The organism is Pseudomonas sp. KH_017 (assembly GCF_057840285.1).
Genome location: NZ_CM174509.1, coordinates 5,202,325 through 5,218,411, shown reverse-complemented (window position 1 = coordinate 5,218,411; position 16,087 = coordinate 5,202,325). Strand labels below are relative to the sequence as shown.

Genomic DNA, 16,087 nt, shown 5'->3' with positions numbered 1-16,087 from the left:
TGCTCAAAGCCTTGTTTAACGGAACAACGGGCGAGACCTGCGGCGTAAGCCGCACGGGGCGACGAAATAGGGGAAGGCGCGATCTTATAATTAAATGTCGCGTCTTACCAATAGGGCTACAGTTTTTAGGGAGTTTCAGAGGTGCTACGGGTTCACCGAGGTAGCGCTTTTGAAGCCTGTTTCCTGATAGCAACGGTTCATTTGTACACCGGCCTCTCGGGGCTTGGCAATCAGGCTGGGCGGCAATGGTGCGCTGACAGTCGGTTTCTGACCTGTCATTCATCAGCGCCGGGCTCGACGGATCGTCGAACTGACCGACGTGCAGGGCCCCCTCGGGCCGATTGAAAGCCTTCAGGAAATCCACTTGCAGGCGCCGCCCAGGCTGCCTTCGAATTGAACTCCGGCGGCCATCGGCTGGCCTGATAACCCTCGATTCACAAGACGAACGTCGCTGGCGCGCTGTCGGGTCTGGCGCCATAGTTTTGTTTCCGCGGCCAACGCTGCCCGCCCATGACAAGACAGAAACTGGCCATGACCAAGACTCTCCATCACCGTGCGTGCCATTTGTGCGAAGCCATCTGTGGCCTGACCATCGAAACCACCAGGGTCGAAGGCGGTAACGTCCAGATCACTTCGATCAAGGGCGACCCCCAGGATACGTTCAGCCGTGGGCACATCTGCCCCAAGGCGGTGGCCCTGCAAGACATTCAGAACGATCCGGATCGTCTGCATCAGCCGATGCAGCGGGTGGGCAATGAGTGGCAGCCCATCGAGTGGGAAGCGGCATTCAATCTGGTCACCGAACGCCTCGCCGCCATTCAGGAGCGTCACGGGCAAAACGCCGTGGCGGTCTATCAGGGTAACCCGAGCGTGCACAATTACGGGCTGATGACCCACAGCAATTACTTCCTCGGCCTGTTGAAAACCCGCAACCGGTTTTCCGCGACCTCGGTCGATCAATTGCCCCATCACCTGACCAGTCATTTGATGTACGGCCATGGTTTGCTGCTGCCGATCCCGGACATCGATCACACCGATTTCATGCTGATCCTGGGCGGCAACCCGCTGGCTTCAAACGGCAGCATCATGACCGTGCCGGATGTGGAAAAACGCTTGAAGGCGATACAGGCCAGGGGCGGCAAAGTGGTGGTGGTCGATCCGCGCCGTAGTGAGACGGCGGCGATTGCCGATCAGCATCTGTTCGTGCGCCCGGGTGGTGATGCCGCGCTGTTGTTCGGCATGCTCAATACCTTGTTCGCTGAAGGTCTGACCCGCGACAGCCATCTGCCGGTGGACGGCCTGGAGGAAGTACGGGAGGCCGTCGCGCCGTTCACCGCCGAGGCCATGAGCCCGTTGTGCGCCGTGCCGGCCGAACAGATCCGCCAATTGGCGCGAGACTTCGCCGCGGCACCGAGTGCAGTCTGCTATGGCCGCATGGGCGTTTCGACCCAGGCCTTCGGTACGCTGTGCCACTGGGTGGTGCAGTTGATCAATCTGGTCACCGGCAATCTCGATCGCGTGGGTGGTGCCTTGTGTACGGAACCGGCGGTGGATCTGGTGGCAACGACTTCGGGCGGGCATTTCAATCTGTGGCAGAGCCGGGTTTCCGGGCGCCCGGAGTACGCCGGAGAACTACCTGTCTCGGCGCTGGCCGAAGAGATGCTCACTGAAGGGGAGGGTCAAGTCCGCGCGTTGATCACCGTGGCTGGCAATCCGGTGCTGTCCACGCCCAATGGCCGAAAGCTTGAGCAGGCGCTGGACGGGCTGGAGTTCATGGTCAGTATCGACCTGTACATCAATGAAACCACGCGTTACGCCGACCTGATCCTGCCGTCGACATCGGCGCTGGAAAACGACCATTACGACACCACGTTCAATCTGTTTGCAGTGCGCAACGTCAGCCGTTTCAACCGCGCCATCCTTGCCAAGCCCGAAGGTGCATTGCACGACTGGGAAATTTTCGTCGGCCTGGCCAGAGCATTTGCCGCCAGGACCGGCAAAGAGCTGAAGCCCACCATCGCTCCTGCGCAAATGATCGATCGCGGCCTGCGCATGGGAATGTACGGCGACAATTCAGAGCACAAGCTGTCGCTGGCGACTTTGTTCGATCATCCCCATGGCGTCGATCTGGGATCGCTCAAGCCTAACCTGGCACCACGCCTGAAGACTGCCAATCAACGCATCCAGGCCGCCCCGGCCGCGATTCTCGCTGACCTGGCGCGCTTCGCAGCCTTGCAGGCGCCGGCCGCCGACGAGTTGTTGATGATTGGCCGCCGGCATGTCCGCAGCAACAACTCATGGATGCATAACTATCATCGGTTGGTGAAAGGCAAGCCGCGTCACCAGTTGCTGATGCATCCGGACGATCTGGCCAGTCGCGGGCTCAGTGACGGGCAGCGCGTTCGGGTCAGCTCGCGGGTGGGGGTGATCGAAGTCGAAGTGCTTGGCAGTCTGGACATGATGAAAGGCGTGGTCAGCCTGCCTCACGGCTGGGGTCACGCGCGGCCGGGCGTGCAAATGACGATTGCCAGCAGCCAGCCAGGCTCGAGCGCCAACGACCTGACCGACGAACGCCAGATTGACGAACTGTCGGGAAATGCCGCGCTCAATGGCGTGCCGGTGACCGTGGCGGCGGCTTGAATCAGTCAGACGGAGAGACCGAGCAGGGTGCTCGGCTTTCCGTTACAATGCGCCACCGTGCCGACCCATGAGTCGGAAAGTTCAGCCGAGGTGCTCCATGGATATCATCGAAACGATTAAAGAGCAGATTGCCAACAACACCATTCTGCTTTACATGAAAGGCTCGCCGAATGCCCCGCAGTGCGGCTTCTCCGCGAAAGCCGCGCAGGCCGTGATGGCGTGTGGCGAAAAGTTTGCGTACGTGGACATCCTGCAGAACCCGGAAATCCGCGCCAACCTGCCAAAATACGCCAACTGGCCAACCTTCCCACAGCTGTGGGTTGCCGGTGAGCTGGTCGGCGGTAGCGACATCATGACTGAAATGGCTGCTGACGGTTCGCTGCAGAGCCTGATCAAGGACGCCGCCGCCAAGGCCGCCGCTCCAAAGACCGAAGCCTGATTCGCTTCTGCCCGGGTTTCGGTCAAACCTGAAACCCGGGTAATAAAAAGCCCCGCCACTCGAAAGAGGGCGGGGCTTTTTATTGCATCGAGATTAATGGCGTAGAACTTACTCGTCTTCGCCCATCTGCGATTGCAGGTAGTTCTCAAGACCCACTTTATCGATCAGGCCCAACTGGGTTTCCAGCCAGTCGATATGTTCTTCCTCGGACTCGAGGATATCTTCAAGCAGCTCACGGCTGCCGAAGTCGCCAACTGTTTCGCAATGTGCGATGGCTACTTTCAGATCGGCATGGCCGATTTTCTCGATACGCAGGTCGCACTCCAGCATTTCCTTGGTGTGCTCGCCGATGTGCAGCTTGCCCAGGTCCTGGACGTTCGGCAGGCCTTCAAGGAACAGGATGCGCTTGATCAGCTTGTCCGCGTGCTTCATCTCGTCGATGGATTCGTGGTACTCGTGCTTGCCGAGCTTGTTCAGGCCCCAATCTTCGTACATGCGCGCATGCAGGAAATATTGATTGATCGCGACCAGCTCATTGGCAAGGATCTTGTTGAGATGCTGGATGACTGTAACGTCGCCTTTCATGATGGGGTCCTGCCCTGTATTAGCTGTCAATAGGGCAGAGTTTGAGCCGGGTATTTAATAGTGTCAAACCTAAGTTATTGAAACTTAAATGAAAATTAATCGGAATAAGAATGTTTGTGTTCCGCGTCTAGAGCATAACTAGTTGATTTTGAGGCATAAAAAAACCGGACATATGTCCGGTTCTTTGAAATTCGATATTCAAGCGGCTGTAAATTCTGCTGGAAAAGGAATTGCAGCCTGGGCCGATTGCAGTTTGGTCAGCGTCTCGCGGACCACTTCCTTGGCGAGGCAGGCACATTTGCCGCACTGACTGGCAACGCCGGTAGCCACACGGACTTCCTTGTAGCTGCAGCATCCTTCATAGATCGCATCGCGGATTTGACCGTCGGTGACGCCAGTGCAGAGGCAAACATACATAAGGAAGGTCCGTCGCTGATTGTGACTCAATTGCGATGGATCTTAATGTTAACGAGAATGATTGTCAAAGTGGTTTCAGAGCACTTTTCGCCATAAGCGGGTATGGCTGACGAACGGTCGGCCTGGCAAATCGGTGATACAAAACCGTCGGGGATTTCATCGTACGGGGAAAAAACAGCTAAGCCAGCTCAAATACGCGGTGTATGATGGCCGGTCTTTTGCGACCGGGGATCGTGTCACAGGGCTGTCGCCTCAGGGTGGCAGGCTGATGCGAACCCTGTTTCTCACGCTATTACACCAGGAGATATCCAATGAGCGTACTCGTAGGCAAACAAGCCCCTGACTTCACCGTACCGGCCGTACTCGGCAATGGCGAGATCGTTGACAGCTTCACCCTGTCCTCGGCGATCAAAGGCAAATACGGCCTGGTGTTCTTCTACCCGCTGGACTTCACCTTCGTTTGCCCGTCCGAGCTGATCGCTCTGGACAACCGCATGTCTGAGTTCAAGGCACGCAACGTTGAAGTGATCGCTGTTTCGATCGACTCGCACTTCACCCACAACGCATGGCGCAACACTCCAGTGAACAATGGCGGTATCGGCCAGGTTCGCTACACCATGGCTGCCGACATCAAGCAGGACATCATGAAGGCCTACGACGTTCAGTCCGCTGACGGCGTGGCTTTCCGTGGCGCGTTCCTGATCGACGACAAAGGCGTTGTCCGCTCGCAGATCATCAACGACCTGCCGCTGGGCCGTAACATGGAAGAGCTGATCCGTCTGGTCGACGCTCTGCAATTCCACGAAGCGCACGGCGAAGTCTGCCCTGCCAACTGGAAAAAAGGCGACAAAGGCATGAACGCTTCGCCAGAAGGCGTTGCCGCTTACCTGACCGAGCACGCTGCCGCTCTGTAAGGCACGCTCCAGGTACAAAAAAACCGGCCATCGAGGCCGGTTTTTTTATGGGCGGGATAACGCCGGGAGGGGATCAATCGTTGAAGTCTTCCCAGCCACCCATCTGTTTCCAGCGATTGACGATGCCGCAGAACAGCTCTGCCGTCTTCTCGGTGTCATAGCGAGCCGAGTGAGCCTCACGACCGTCGAAGTCGATGTCCGCTGCCTGGCACGCCTTGGCCAGCACGGTCTGGCCGTAAGCGAGGCCGGCGAGCGTTGCGGTATCGAAACTGGAGAACGGGTGGAACGGATTGCGCTTCATGTCCAGCCGCGCAACCGCTGCATTCAGGAAGCCCAGGTCGAAGCTGCTGTTATGCCCGACCAGGATCGCCCGTTTGCAACCATTGGCCTTGAGGGCCTTGCGCACGCCGCGGAAGATATCGTTCAGGGCAGACTCTTCACTCACGGCCATGCGCAGCGGGTGATCGAGCTTGATCCCGGTGAACTCCAGGGCAGCGGCTTCGATGTTCGCGCCTTCAAACGGCTCGACACGGAAGAAGTAGGTGTGATCCGGGTAAACAAAACCCTTTTCATCCATGGCGATGGTGGTCGCAGCGATCTCCAGCAAGGCATCGGTGGCCGAATTGAAGCCACCGGTTTCTACGTCGACGACAACCGGCAGGTAACCACGGAACCTGGCCGCCATTGGATGACGAGGGCCGCCTCCGCCGCCATTGCCTTCCAGTTCGTCGTCGAAATGGTCTTCACTCACGCGTGTTCCTCCAGCAGGCGCCAGCGCAGTTTTTCACCGGCGCGCAGCGGGATAACGGTCAGCTCGCCAAATGGCAGGCTGGTCGGGGCGGTCCACTCTTCGCGGACCAGGGTGATGCGATCGGTGTTCGCCGGCAGGCCGTAGAAGCGCGGGCCATTGAGGCTGGCGAAGGCCTCGAGTTTGTCCAGCGCATTGCGCTGTTCGAAGGCTTCGGCGTACATCTCGATGGCCGCATAGGCGGTGTAGCAACCGGCGCAACCGCAGGCCGCTTCCTTGGCGTGCTGGGCGTGAGGCGCCGAGTCGGTGCCGAGGAAGAACTTATCGCTGCCGCTGGTGGCGGCGTCGAGCAGGGCTTCCTGGTGGGTATTGCGTTTGAGGATCGGCAGGCAATAGAAGTGCGGCCGAATCCCGCCCACCAGCATGTGGTTACGGTTGTACAGCAGGTGGTGCGCGGTGATGGTCGCGCCGACGTTGGCCGAAGCCGAGTTGACGAACTGCACGGCGTCCGTGGTGGTGATGTGTTCGAAGACCACTTTGAGGGTCGGGAAACGCTCGACCACACGACGCATATGCTCGTCGATGAAGATTTTTTCGCGGTCGAACACGTCGACATCACCACGGGTGACTTCACCGTGAACCAGCAACGGCATCCCGACTTCGGCCATGGCCTCAAGTGCAGGGAAAATCTTGTCGATACTGGTGACGCCAGAGTCCGAGTTGGTGGTCGCGCCGGCCGGGTACAGCTTGGCGGCGTGAATGAATCCGCTGGCCTTGGCCTCGCGAATTTCTTCAGGCTGGGTGCGGTCGGTCAGGTACAGGACCATCAGTGGCTCGAACAGGCTGCCGGCCGGGCGGGCAGCGAGAATCCGCTGGCGATAGCCGTCGGCTTCGGCCGCGTTGCGCACCGGTGGAACCAGGTTGGGCATGATGATGGCGCGGCCAAAGGTGCGCGCGACATCCGCGACGGTATTGGTCAACACGGCACCATCGCGAAGATGAATATGCCAGTCGTCGGGACGCAGCAGGGTCAGGCGGTCGGACATGAGGGGATTCCAGGCGGGTCAAACTCAAGGGAATGCTACCGGAAAAGACTCTTGCAGGCACTCGCTATCAAGTTTTGCAGGAAGCTTCCGATATCCAACAGGTATGCCGTAAACATGTGTGTGTCGGTCTTTTTGTTGTAGAAGCCAGTGGAGCCTCCCGTGCGCCAGCGTTTTTTAGCCTTGCTCAGTGTGTTTGCCAGCCTTCCAGCGATGGCGCTCACTTTCCAGACCCGTCTGGAGAACATTGAGTGGACGGTCGAGGGTGACAAGTTCGAATGCCGCCTGACTCAGCCGATTACCGACTTCGGTTCGGGCGAGTTCGTGCGCCGTGCCGGCGAGCAGGCGACGTTTCGTCTGAAAACCTACAACCCGATGATTGGCGGCGGTTCGGCGACGCTGCTGGCCGCTGCCGCGCCGTGGCAACCCGGGCGTGACGATATCAACCTGGGCACCGTGAGAATTGGCAGTGGCAACGTTTTGTTCAACAGCTCACAGGTTCAGGCCGGACGACTGATCAGTGGCCTGATGGACGGTCGCAGTCCGGTGGTTCGCCATTCCTCGGGGGATGGTCGGGTGTCGGAAGTGCGCTTGCTGCCGGTCAGGTTCACCCAAGCGTTTGCCGATTACCAGAGTTGTGTGGCGAAACTGTTGCCACAGAATTTCGAACAGGTGAAGCAATCCGAAATCGGCTTCCCCGGCGGCGGAATCGAACTCGACAGCGCCGCAAAAGCCAAACTGCAGGTGATGCTGGAGTACATGAAGGCCGATCCGACGGTCAATCACATCGAGCTCGACGGTCACTCCGACAACAGCGGCAACCGCCTGACCAACCGCGACCTGTCGCGGCGCCGAGCCCTGGCAGTGATGGAGTTCTTCAAGGCCAACGGCATCCAGGAGTCGCAAATCACCCTGCGTTTCCATGGCGAGCGTTATCCGGTGGCGCCTAACACCAACAACACCAACCGCGCGAAGAACCGTCGAGTAGCTGTACGCCTGGAGCGCGGAGCACCAGCGGAACAAGTCGCCCCGCAAGCGACGAAAGCGGCCACTTCGGCCACTTCCTGATCCAGCTGTAATCGTCGCGCCCTCGACAGAATCTGTCGCTTCGTCGTCATAAGCTGTCGCGCCACTGTAAATTATTCTGTATGAGCGGTAGACTTCCCGGCTTTCCGTAGAACCCCGTGGAGTGATGGCATGGCGGACGTAAACAAGGTCGTTCTGGCGTATTCCGGCGGCCTGGACACTTCGGTGATCCTCAAGTGGCTGCAGGATACTTATAACTGTGAAGTGGTGACCTTCACCGCTGACCTGGGGCAGGGCGAAGAGGTCGAACCTGCACGCGCCAAGGCTCAGGCCATGGGCGTCAAAGAGATCTACATCGACGACTTGCGCGAAGAGTTCGTGCGCGATTTCGTTTTCCCGATGTTCCGTGCCAACACCGTTTACGAAGGCGAGTACCTGCTGGGTACTTCCATCGCTCGTCCGCTGATCGCCAAGCGCCTGATCGAAATCGCCAACGAAACCGGCGCTGACGCCATTTCCCATGGCGCCACCGGCAAGGGCAACGACCAGGTTCGTTTCGAACTCGGTGCGTACGCCTTGAAGCCAGGTGTGAAAGTGATCGCTCCGTGGCGCGAGTGGGACCTGCTGTCCCGTGAAAAGCTGATGGATTACGCCGATAAGCACGGGATCCCGATCGAGCGCCACGGCAAGAAGAAGTCCCCGTACTCCATGGATGCCAACCTGCTGCACATCTCCTATGAAGGCGGCGTGCTGGAAGACACCTGGACCGAGCACGAAGAAGACATGTGGAAATGGACCGTCTCCCCAGAGAAGGCTCCAGATAAAGCGCAATACCTGGAACTGACCTACCGCAACGGCGATATCGTCGCACTGGACGGCGTCGAAATGACTCCGGCCACCGTGCTGGCGACCCTGAACCGTATCGGTGGCGAACACGGTATCGGCCGTCTCGACATCGTCGAGAACCGCTACGTGGGCATGAAGTCCCGTGGCTGCTACGAAACCCCTGGCGGCACCATCATGCTGCGTGCCCACCGTGCGATCGAATCGATCACCCTGGACCGCGAAGTGGCTCACCTCAAGGACGAGTTGATGCCCAAGTACGCCAGCCTGATCTACACCGGCTACTGGTGGAGCCCTGAGCGTCTGATGCTGCAACAGATGATCGATGCGTCTCAGGTCAACGTGAATGGCGTTGTGCGCCTGAAGCTGTACAAGGGCAATGTGATCGTCACTGGGCGCAAGTCCGACGACTCGCTGTTCGACGCCAACATCGCGACCTTCGAAGAAGATGGCGGCGCGTACAACCAGGCGGATGCAGCGGGCTTCATCAAGCTCAATGCCCTGCGCATGCGCATTGCGGCGAACAAAGGCCGGAAGCTGTTCTGAGACCTTTGAAATCGTGATGGATACCTGACCTCGTCCTCGACGAGGTCAGGTACCTGAAAACGGGGTGTGACGCCAGTTACTACGTTGTCGGGTGTTTTCGTTTGCGCTGATGATTTCCTGTTTTTCCCCTTCTCGATGGTCTGACCTGTACTACACGTTGTTGTTCGCCGGTTGCCCGGTCTGATCAATGACCGACAACCTGTGCGAGTCCAGATTGTAGGCAACATAAAAGGCGACACTGCGCTTGCTGGCCTGCTTTGAATGTTTAAGCGCACTGGCTTTCAGTAAAATCTCCGAAACGGCACAAGTGACAAACAGAATCACGTACGCCGTCTTTTCCCGTGGCCTCTGGAGATTTTCCAGCAGCGCTCCAAACTCGACCTCCTTGCTCATCCAGCGTGCATCCACGATGTACAGGTCTTTTATGAGTTCCGGTAACTGAAGCTGATGTTGAACAGATACAGAGGTTTGCAGACCAATCTCGGTTGGCGGGTCCTGTGCGCCGCAGGGCGTTCGAGCTGACTGCCGGTCATTCGTTGAGGTTTCCAGAGCGGGATTCTCAGACGACTTCCCGGACGCTTTTTTTTCCGGCCGCCCGGCATCATCCATGACCTTCATGAAGTGTTTTCCCTTTTCAAAGTCGGAGGGCGCATAAAGGGATTTGTAGTTGAAGTTGAGTGTCGCGAAAAAAAGCAAAAGTAAATAAAACGGAAAGCTGATCAGAAACCAGACATAGAGTTCTCTTTCCTCTTGGTCGAGGAAGGGTAGAGAAACGGCTGCCGAAGTTTCAGAGAGTGCTGCGAATATCGCGATAATTGTCATTGGGTTGGTGATTCGTTTTTTTATCATGTTCTGTACTCATTCTGGATTTTTTCTCGAATGGTTTATGAAGTTGGTTTGATGTGGTAACTATTGTAGTGATTTTTGTTGCTTGTTGGTTTTGATAAGCGTTTTTATTTGCTTGCTGTATTGCTCTTCGATTTTTTGAGTGTGGGTGGTGCTTTAATGATTGCTCAAAAAATATTATTTGCTGTAAGAGTAATTGGATGCTTGGTGTGTGATATTTCTGGTGTGAATGTTTAGTGTGTAAATATCAGTTACGTTTTAGCGGAGGGGTAGAGGTTTATGTTTGTCAGGGTGCGACCGTTCAGGCTGGCTCTCGGAAAATTTTGGTCGTAAACGATTTAGGTGACGGCTGGAAAGTGCGACACACTGACGCTGATACAGTTTTCAATTCATTCTGTTCGAGGGATTTTTGTAGGAGGAATCCGTGTTGTTTGTAGGGGATGTCTCTTGGTGTGGGTGGCTGGGAGGGGCGACATGCCATGGGTGAAACGACTAGGCTATTGTGCGGGCTCTAAAAATTCGAACAGCGAAAATTGGACTTGCCCATGAATAAAGTGCTGATCGTGGATGATCACCCCGTCATTCGTCTTGCGGTACGTATGCTAATGGAACGTCATGGCTACGAAGTTATTGCAGAAACCGATAATGGTGTGGACGCACTGCAACTAGCCCGTGAACTTATGCCGGATATTGTCATTCTGGATATCGGGATTCCGAAGCTGGACGGGTTGGAAGTCATCGCGCGTTTGTCTTCAACCTCAATGCCTATGAAAGTACTGATTTTGACTTCCCAGGCGCCGGGGCATTTTTCGATGCGTTGCATGCAATCCGGTGCGGCTGGTTATGTCTGCAAACAACAAGACCTGACGGAGTTGCTCAGTGCAATAAAGGCGGTGTTGTCAGGCTACAGTTACTTTCCTAACCAAGCCTTGCATACCGTGCGTTGCAGTTTGGGGAATGCCAGTGAGGCCGATATGGTTGATCGCTTGTCGGGACGGGAAATGATGGTCCTGCAACAGTTGGCCCGAGGAAAGACCAATAAAGAGATTGCCGATGGAATGTTTCTCAGCAATAAAACAGTCAGTACTTACAAGACCCGCCTGTTGCTCAAACTGAATGCGCGGTCTCTGGTCGATCTGATCGAGCTGGCACAACGCAATGGTCTGGTGTGATGACGTAACTGCGCGACAAGGGGCGTCTACCGGAGTATGGCACTTAGAAAAAAGCCTCCGTTTCGGGAGGCTTTCAGGTGTCATAAGTCAAAATCGTAATCGGCCAATTGCTTTTGCAGTCGGCGCTCCTCCAGCAGGTTATCGATGGTGCGGCGTTTGCTCAGATTGGTTTTCGCTACTTCAACCACCGGCTCAGCGTCATCGGTTTCGGCGGTGGTGAAGTCGTCTTCTACGTCCAGTTGCTCTTTGCCAGTACTCATTTAGTTGCTCCAGGCTAAGAAGGCCTTTGGCGCTCCTTATATCGACAATCTCCCGGCGGGTAAAAAAGATTTTTTCAATCGATAATTCAATAAACCTAATAGCGCCTCAATCGTCGGAGGTTTTGTGCTTGTATTCGCACAAGTCCTCGATCCGGCAGCTCCCGCATCGGGGCTTGCGGGCCAGGCAAACATAGCGGCCGTGAAGGATCAGCCAGTGATGGGAGTCGAGCAGGTACTCCCGGGGCACGAATTTCATCAGTTTTTTCTCGACTTCCACCACATTCTTGCCGGGAGCAATGCCAGTCCGGTTGCTGACCCTGAAAATGTGCGTGTCGACGGCCATGGTCAGCTGACGGAATGCAGTATTGAGTACCACGTTGGCGGTCTTGCGGCCGACGCCAGGCAGTGCTTCCAGCTCTTCGCGGGTTTGTGGCACTTCACCGGCGTGACGCTCGACCAGCAAGCGGCAGGTTTCGATCACGTTTTTCGCTTTGCTGTTGTACAGGCCGATGGTCTTGATGTACTCCGACAGCCCCTCGACACCCAGGGCATGGATCGCCGCCGGTGTGTTGGCGACCGGGAACAGCCTGGCTGTGGCCTTGTTGACGCCGACATCGGTCGACTGCGCCGAGAGAATCACGGCAATCAGCAATTCGAACGCTGAGGAATAGGCCAGCTCGGTCTTTGGTTCCGGGTTGTCCTCATGCAGTCTGCGGAATATTTCCAGACGTTTTGCGGCATTCATGGGCGGTGCGTTTCCTCGAAGGCAATCAATGTGTGGGTGCGGGGCGCCAAGCCTGCCAGGCGGCGATCAGCAGTCCGAGCAGTATGAACCCGCCAGGGACCAACGTGGCCAGGCGCAGACCGCCATCAGCCACCAGCACCCAGCCTTGCCAGTCAGTTGGCGTTGCGCCGATCGGCCACGATAGATGGTTTCCAAGTGTTCCGTTGCCGATAAGTTCGCGCAGCAGGCCCAGCGCGATCATCAGCGTGGCAAACAGACCATTGAGTCGCAGGCGTTGGCGCCAACCGTTCTGAAAGAACCCGGTGTGTTCCAGTACGACGCATTGCAAGGCGATCAAGGCGCCATAAAACCCCAGATGCTGCTGCCATTGCAGCGACCAGGCCTGTGCCATGAGTTCCGCGCAACTGGTGAGCGTGGCCGCCAACAGGATGCTGGCCAGCAAGCGGGTCGCCGGGACCAGTCGGGACCGCAGGGCGCCCATGGCCAGGCTGAACAACTGGGTCACCACCATGAACATCAGGCACAGGCCAAGTGCGGCCATCAGCGAGTGGGTGGCGCCGATCAGTGGCGTCAGCATCAAGGCGTTGCGCAGATTAGATGAATTATCCATGGGCAGGGATTCCGAGCAGTTTTTGCCGGTGTTCATCGAAGTAGCGCAAGGCATCGTGGACGGCATTGATCACCGCTCTCGAGGTGATGGTTGCGCCTGCGATCTGATCGAACTGTCCCTGATCCTTTTTCAGCGCCCAGCCGCTGTCACCGGGTTCTGTTCGAGACTTGCCGGAAAAAACCTGGAGCCAGGTATTGGGCCAGTCGGCGATCCGTGCCCCCAGTCCTGGTGTTTCCGACTGTTTGAGGGTTTTGACGCCCAGCAACCTGCCGTTGGTGTCGACAGCGATCAACAGGTCGATGGCACCGGCGTAGCCAAGGGTTTGACTGCGCAGCAACACCGCGACGGGTTGATCGGCCCGGGTCGCCAGATAACCACCCAGCAAGGTGCTGTTGGTCAGTGCGGCTGCTTCAATCGTTATGGGCTGTTCGAGTGGTTGATTGTCGTAGCTGTCCGGTGCGATCAGGTCCAGCAGATGACGGCTGTCGATCAGACGCTGTTCGGCTGCAATGCGTGGCGCGCTGCCGAGCTGCACGAAGTACGTCACGCTAAGGCCCAGTGCGGCCAAAAGCACCACAAACGCGATGCTTGATGTCCGGTTCATGGCGCCTCCGGCTGTTGCCTGGCCGCCACGAACCGCTCCAGCGCCGGCACGCACAGGTTCATCAACAGCACGGCGAAGGCGATGCCGTCCGGATAGCCACCCCAGGTACGAATCAGATAAGTCAGAAGCCCGACGCCAGCGCCGAACAGCAGCCGCGCGCCAGGGCTTCTGGCGCCGGACACCGGTTCGGTGATGATGAAGAACGCCCCCAGCATGGTCGCGCCGGTCAGCAGATGAAACAACGGCGAGCCATGGGAGTCGGAGCCCGAACCGTTCCAGCACAGCAGGCTGATGATGAACAGACTGGCCAGCATGCCGACCGGTGCATGCCAACTGATCACCCTTCGTTGCAGGAGAAACATTCCACCCGCCAAAAACGCCAGGTTCAGCCATTCCACCCCCCGGCCGCCAAAGTGGCCGAATGCCGGGTTGCCGGCAAACAGTTCATCCATGGTCAGGCTTTTGTTGATCCGCAGACTGTCCAGTGCCGTGGCTTGCACCCAGGCATCAGGCGCATGGCCGGCACCGAACACTTGCTGCAAGCCGCTCAGCAGATCCATGCCATGGGATGACGGCCAATGGGTCATTGGTTGGGGAAAGGTCACCAGCACCAGGGCAAAACCGAGCATCGCCGGGTTGAAGGGATTCGAGCCGACACCGCCATACAAGTGCTTGCCAAACACCATCGCAAAAGCGGCAGCACTGAGGGTCAGCCACCATGGGCAGTAAGGCGGCAGCGCCAGAGCGAGCAACGTGGCACTGACCAACGCGCTGCCGTCACTCAAGGTTGGCCCCGGCGGTCGCTTGCGCCATTGCACGACGGCGGCTTCGACGGCCAACGCGGCAGCGGCCGCCAGAACCAGATTGATCAACACGCCCCAGCCGTACAGCCAGAACGCCACCAGCATTCCCGGCAGCGTGGCCAACAGCACCAGTTTCATCGCCTGTTGCAGGCGGTCATCAACCGCTTCAAGGGCTGGCATGAGCGTCCACCTGGCGTTCGGCTTCGCCGAGTGCGCGCTCCAGGGCTTCGATTTGCTCCGCAGGTGCTTCGTTGGCCTGAGCCTTCTTGAGTTCGGCGCGGCGCATGGCCAACTGGATCTTGGCGCGTTTCAGATCGGCATCATTTGACGACGCAGCAATTGCGACTTTCTGCGCAGGAACGGGTGGGGTGGCGCTTTCCAGTTGCGCCAGGTTTTGTTCGGCGGCTTCGAACTGTTGTTGCAGGACGATCAACTGCGATTGCTGCTCGAAGGTCGGCGGATGCCCGAAGGCCTTCAGCGATTTGTGCAGCTGTGCCCGACTCATCGCCACATCGATCTTGGCCTTTTTCAGCGCAGCATCGGCATTGGCGGTTTTCTGTGCACGGACACGCTCGAGGGCCGCCTGCACCGGGTCGGCTGCCGCCGCGGCAGGTTGCGCGGCTCGCTGCCTTGCCTGGCGCTCGGCGATTTTCTGTTGCTCCTCACGCTGCAAGCGGGCATTGCGTTGTTCGAAGCGGCGCCGCGCGTGATCGCGCTTGAGGGTGCGGGCCTGACGCGCCTGCGGTGTGAGGGCCAGGCCCCCGACAACGGGCAGTACCGTGTTCGGCTGCAGTGGGCGCATTTCGATGCAGTCCACCGGGCAGGGTGCCACGCAGAGGTCGCAACCGGTGCACTCATCGATGATCACCGTGTGCATCAGTTTGGCCGCACCAACGATGGCATCGACCGGGCAGGCCTGAATGCACTTGGTGCAACCAATGCACTCGGCCTCGCGGATATAGGCGATCTGCGCCGGGGCCGAGCCACGGCTGACATCCAGCTCCAGCACCGGCACCTTCAGCAGCTCGGCCAGGGCATTGATGGTTTCGTTGCCGCCTGGCGGACACTTGTTGATCGGCTCGCCATTGGCGATGCCTTCGGCGTACGGCTTGCACCCGGGGTGGCCGCACTTGCCGCATTGGGTTTGCGGCAAGAGTGCGTCGATGAGTTGAATCAGACTCATGTTTTGATCAGTCCGCTGAATCCGAGAAAGGCCACTGCGATCAGGCCGGCGCCGATCAGGTCGATCGGCAAGCCGCGAAAGGGCAGGGGAACATCGTTGTCGGCCGTGCGTTCACGTAAATCAGTGAACAAGCTCAACACCAGCCAAAAGCCCAGCCCTGCACCGAGGCTCAAGGCTGTGGCGTGAAAGAAGCCCTTGTCTTGCTGAGCATTGAGCAAGGCCACGCCGAGCACGCCGGCATTGCCCAGCAGCAACGGCCAGAGGCCTTCGAACGGCAGTGTCGAAAACACCCGAGCCAACAGCTTCAGCAACGGGCTGATCAGTAGCACGCTCAATGGCAGAAACACAAACAGACGCAGCGTCGTCAATTGCAGCGGCACAAGCAGCCATTGATAGAGCGCGTAGCCGAGTATGCCCACGACCAGCATCAGACATGTCGTCGCAATGCCCAAGGCATGGACCTGACGGCGCTGACCGGCCAACAGCGGATCGACGGCCAACGGCCAGTGCAACACGAGGTTGTTGATCAGGGCGGTGCTGATAAGCGTAAGCAGGATTTCGGTCATTGTTCGTGCCGGCAGGAACGGTAGTTTTTGTAGGAGCGAGCTTGCTCGCGATGGACTCAAGAGCGCCGCGTTCAACCTGTGGGCACGCATTATCGTT

The 16,087-nt window shown here is 57.9% G+C and carries 18 protein-coding genes; 6 read left to right on the top strand and 12 right to left on the bottom strand.

Translation table 11 applies throughout. The features are described from left to right. Window positions 1-531: 531 nt before the first annotated feature. Window positions 532-2,640: a molybdopterin oxidoreductase family protein gene (locus AC3IT6_RS23705; protein ID WP_489353198.1), complete on the top strand. Its 2,109-nt coding sequence runs from the start codon at window positions 532-534 to the stop codon at window positions 2,638-2,640. Between the two features lie 97 nt (window positions 2,641-2,737). Continuing rightward, window positions 2,738-3,079 (top strand): Grx4 family monothiol glutaredoxin, encoded by a 342-nt coding sequence (grxD, locus tag AC3IT6_RS23700; protein ID WP_007971318.1) that lies wholly within the window; start codon window positions 2,738-2,740, stop codon window positions 3,077-3,079. Window positions 3,080-3,187: 108 nt separating this feature from the next. Here grxD and bfr read toward each other — a convergent pair whose 3' ends face one another. Beyond that, entirely contained in the window at window positions 3,188-3,664 is a 477-nt protein-coding gene (gene bfr / locus AC3IT6_RS23695; RefSeq protein WP_223447882.1) for a bacterioferritin, read from the bottom strand. A gap of 198 nt (window positions 3,665-3,862) precedes the next feature. Then, entirely contained in the window at window positions 3,863-4,081 is a 219-nt protein-coding gene (locus tag AC3IT6_RS23690) for a bacterioferritin-associated ferredoxin (protein WP_095943830.1), read from the bottom strand. Between the two features lie 311 nt (window positions 4,082-4,392). Here AC3IT6_RS23690 and AC3IT6_RS23685 point away from each other — a divergent pair, with 311 nt between their 5' ends. Then, window positions 4,393-4,995, top strand: a complete 603-nt coding sequence (locus tag AC3IT6_RS23685; protein WP_007985868.1) for a peroxiredoxin — start codon at window positions 4,393-4,395, stop codon at window positions 4,993-4,995. Between the two features lie 73 nt (window positions 4,996-5,068). On the opposite strand, the gene rnt is transcribed toward AC3IT6_RS23685, so the two are convergent. Together rnt and pyrC are read right to left on the bottom strand one after the other, a co-directional pair. Next, window positions 5,069-5,746, bottom strand: coding sequence for a ribonuclease T (rnt, locus tag AC3IT6_RS23680; RefSeq protein ID WP_007997489.1), 678 nt, complete (start codon window positions 5,744-5,746; stop codon window positions 5,069-5,071). Next, entirely contained in the window at window positions 5,743-6,789 is a 1,047-nt protein-coding gene (gene pyrC, locus AC3IT6_RS23675) for a dihydroorotase (RefSeq protein WP_150728291.1), read from the bottom strand. Before pyrC ends, rnt begins: the two co-directional genes overlap by 4 nt. A gap of 159 nt (window positions 6,790-6,948) precedes the next feature. Here pyrC and AC3IT6_RS23670 point away from each other — a divergent pair, with 159 nt between their 5' ends. Together AC3IT6_RS23670 and AC3IT6_RS23665 are read left to right on the top strand one after the other, a co-directional pair. Beyond that, window positions 6,949-7,854 (top strand): flagellar protein MotY, encoded by a 906-nt coding sequence (locus AC3IT6_RS23670; protein ID WP_489353195.1) that lies wholly within the window; start codon window positions 6,949-6,951, stop codon window positions 7,852-7,854. 129 nt (window positions 7,855-7,983) lie between these two features. Further along, window positions 7,984-9,201: an argininosuccinate synthase gene (locus AC3IT6_RS23665; RefSeq protein WP_489353193.1), complete on the top strand. Its 1,218-nt coding sequence runs from the start codon at window positions 7,984-7,986 to the stop codon at window positions 9,199-9,201. Between the two features lie 150 nt (window positions 9,202-9,351). On the opposite strand, the gene AC3IT6_RS23660 is transcribed toward AC3IT6_RS23665, so the two are convergent. Next, window positions 9,352-10,050, bottom strand: a complete 699-nt coding sequence (locus AC3IT6_RS23660; RefSeq protein ID WP_489353191.1) for a hypothetical protein — start codon at window positions 10,048-10,050, stop codon at window positions 9,352-9,354. 542 nt (window positions 10,051-10,592) lie between these two features. Here AC3IT6_RS23660 and AC3IT6_RS23655 point away from each other — a divergent pair. After that, window positions 10,593-11,219: a response regulator transcription factor gene (locus tag AC3IT6_RS23655; protein ID WP_008053528.1), complete on the top strand. Its 627-nt coding sequence runs from the start codon at window positions 10,593-10,595 to the stop codon at window positions 11,217-11,219. Between the two features lie 80 nt (window positions 11,220-11,299). Here the strand turns inward: AC3IT6_RS23655 and AC3IT6_RS23650 are convergent, their stop codons facing one another. From AC3IT6_RS23650 to AC3IT6_RS23620, 7 genes are all read right to left on the bottom strand, one after another. Further along, window positions 11,300-11,479 (bottom strand): PA3496 family putative envelope integrity protein, encoded by a 180-nt coding sequence (locus AC3IT6_RS23650; RefSeq protein ID WP_007972325.1) that lies wholly within the window; start codon window positions 11,477-11,479, stop codon window positions 11,300-11,302. A gap of 106 nt (window positions 11,480-11,585) precedes the next feature. Further along, window positions 11,586-12,224, bottom strand: a complete 639-nt coding sequence (gene nth / locus AC3IT6_RS23645; protein ID WP_150728295.1) for an endonuclease III — start codon at window positions 12,222-12,224, stop codon at window positions 11,586-11,588. A 25-nt stretch (window positions 12,225-12,249) separates the two neighbouring features. Further along, the gene (locus AC3IT6_RS23640) at window positions 12,250-12,834 is read right to left on the bottom strand and encodes an Rnf-Nqr domain containing protein (protein ID WP_489353188.1); all 585 of its coding nucleotides are present in this window, start codon (window positions 12,832-12,834) and stop codon (window positions 12,250-12,252) included. Further along, a complete protein-coding gene (locus AC3IT6_RS23635) occupies window positions 12,827-13,438 on the bottom strand; it encodes an RnfABCDGE type electron transport complex subunit G (protein ID WP_489353186.1) in 612 nt (203 codons plus the stop codon). The genes AC3IT6_RS23640 and AC3IT6_RS23635 overlap by 8 nt, the downstream gene beginning before the upstream one ends. Beyond that, the gene (locus tag AC3IT6_RS23630) at window positions 13,435-14,421 is read right to left on the bottom strand and encodes an RnfABCDGE type electron transport complex subunit D (RefSeq protein WP_489353184.1); all 987 of its coding nucleotides are present in this window, start codon (window positions 14,419-14,421) and stop codon (window positions 13,435-13,437) included. Before AC3IT6_RS23630 ends, AC3IT6_RS23635 begins: the two co-directional genes overlap by 4 nt. After that, on the bottom strand, window positions 14,408-15,424 hold the full coding sequence (gene rsxB / locus AC3IT6_RS23625; RefSeq protein WP_489353181.1) for an electron transport complex subunit RsxB: 1,017 nt from the start codon (window positions 15,422-15,424) through the stop codon (window positions 14,408-14,410). The genes AC3IT6_RS23630 and rsxB overlap by 14 nt, the downstream gene beginning before the upstream one ends. Beyond that, a complete protein-coding gene (locus AC3IT6_RS23620) occupies window positions 15,421-15,990 on the bottom strand; it encodes an electron transport complex protein RnfA (protein ID WP_489353179.1) in 570 nt (189 codons plus the stop codon). The genes rsxB and AC3IT6_RS23620 overlap by 4 nt, the downstream gene beginning before the upstream one ends. Window positions 15,991-16,087: the final 97 nt, after the last annotated feature.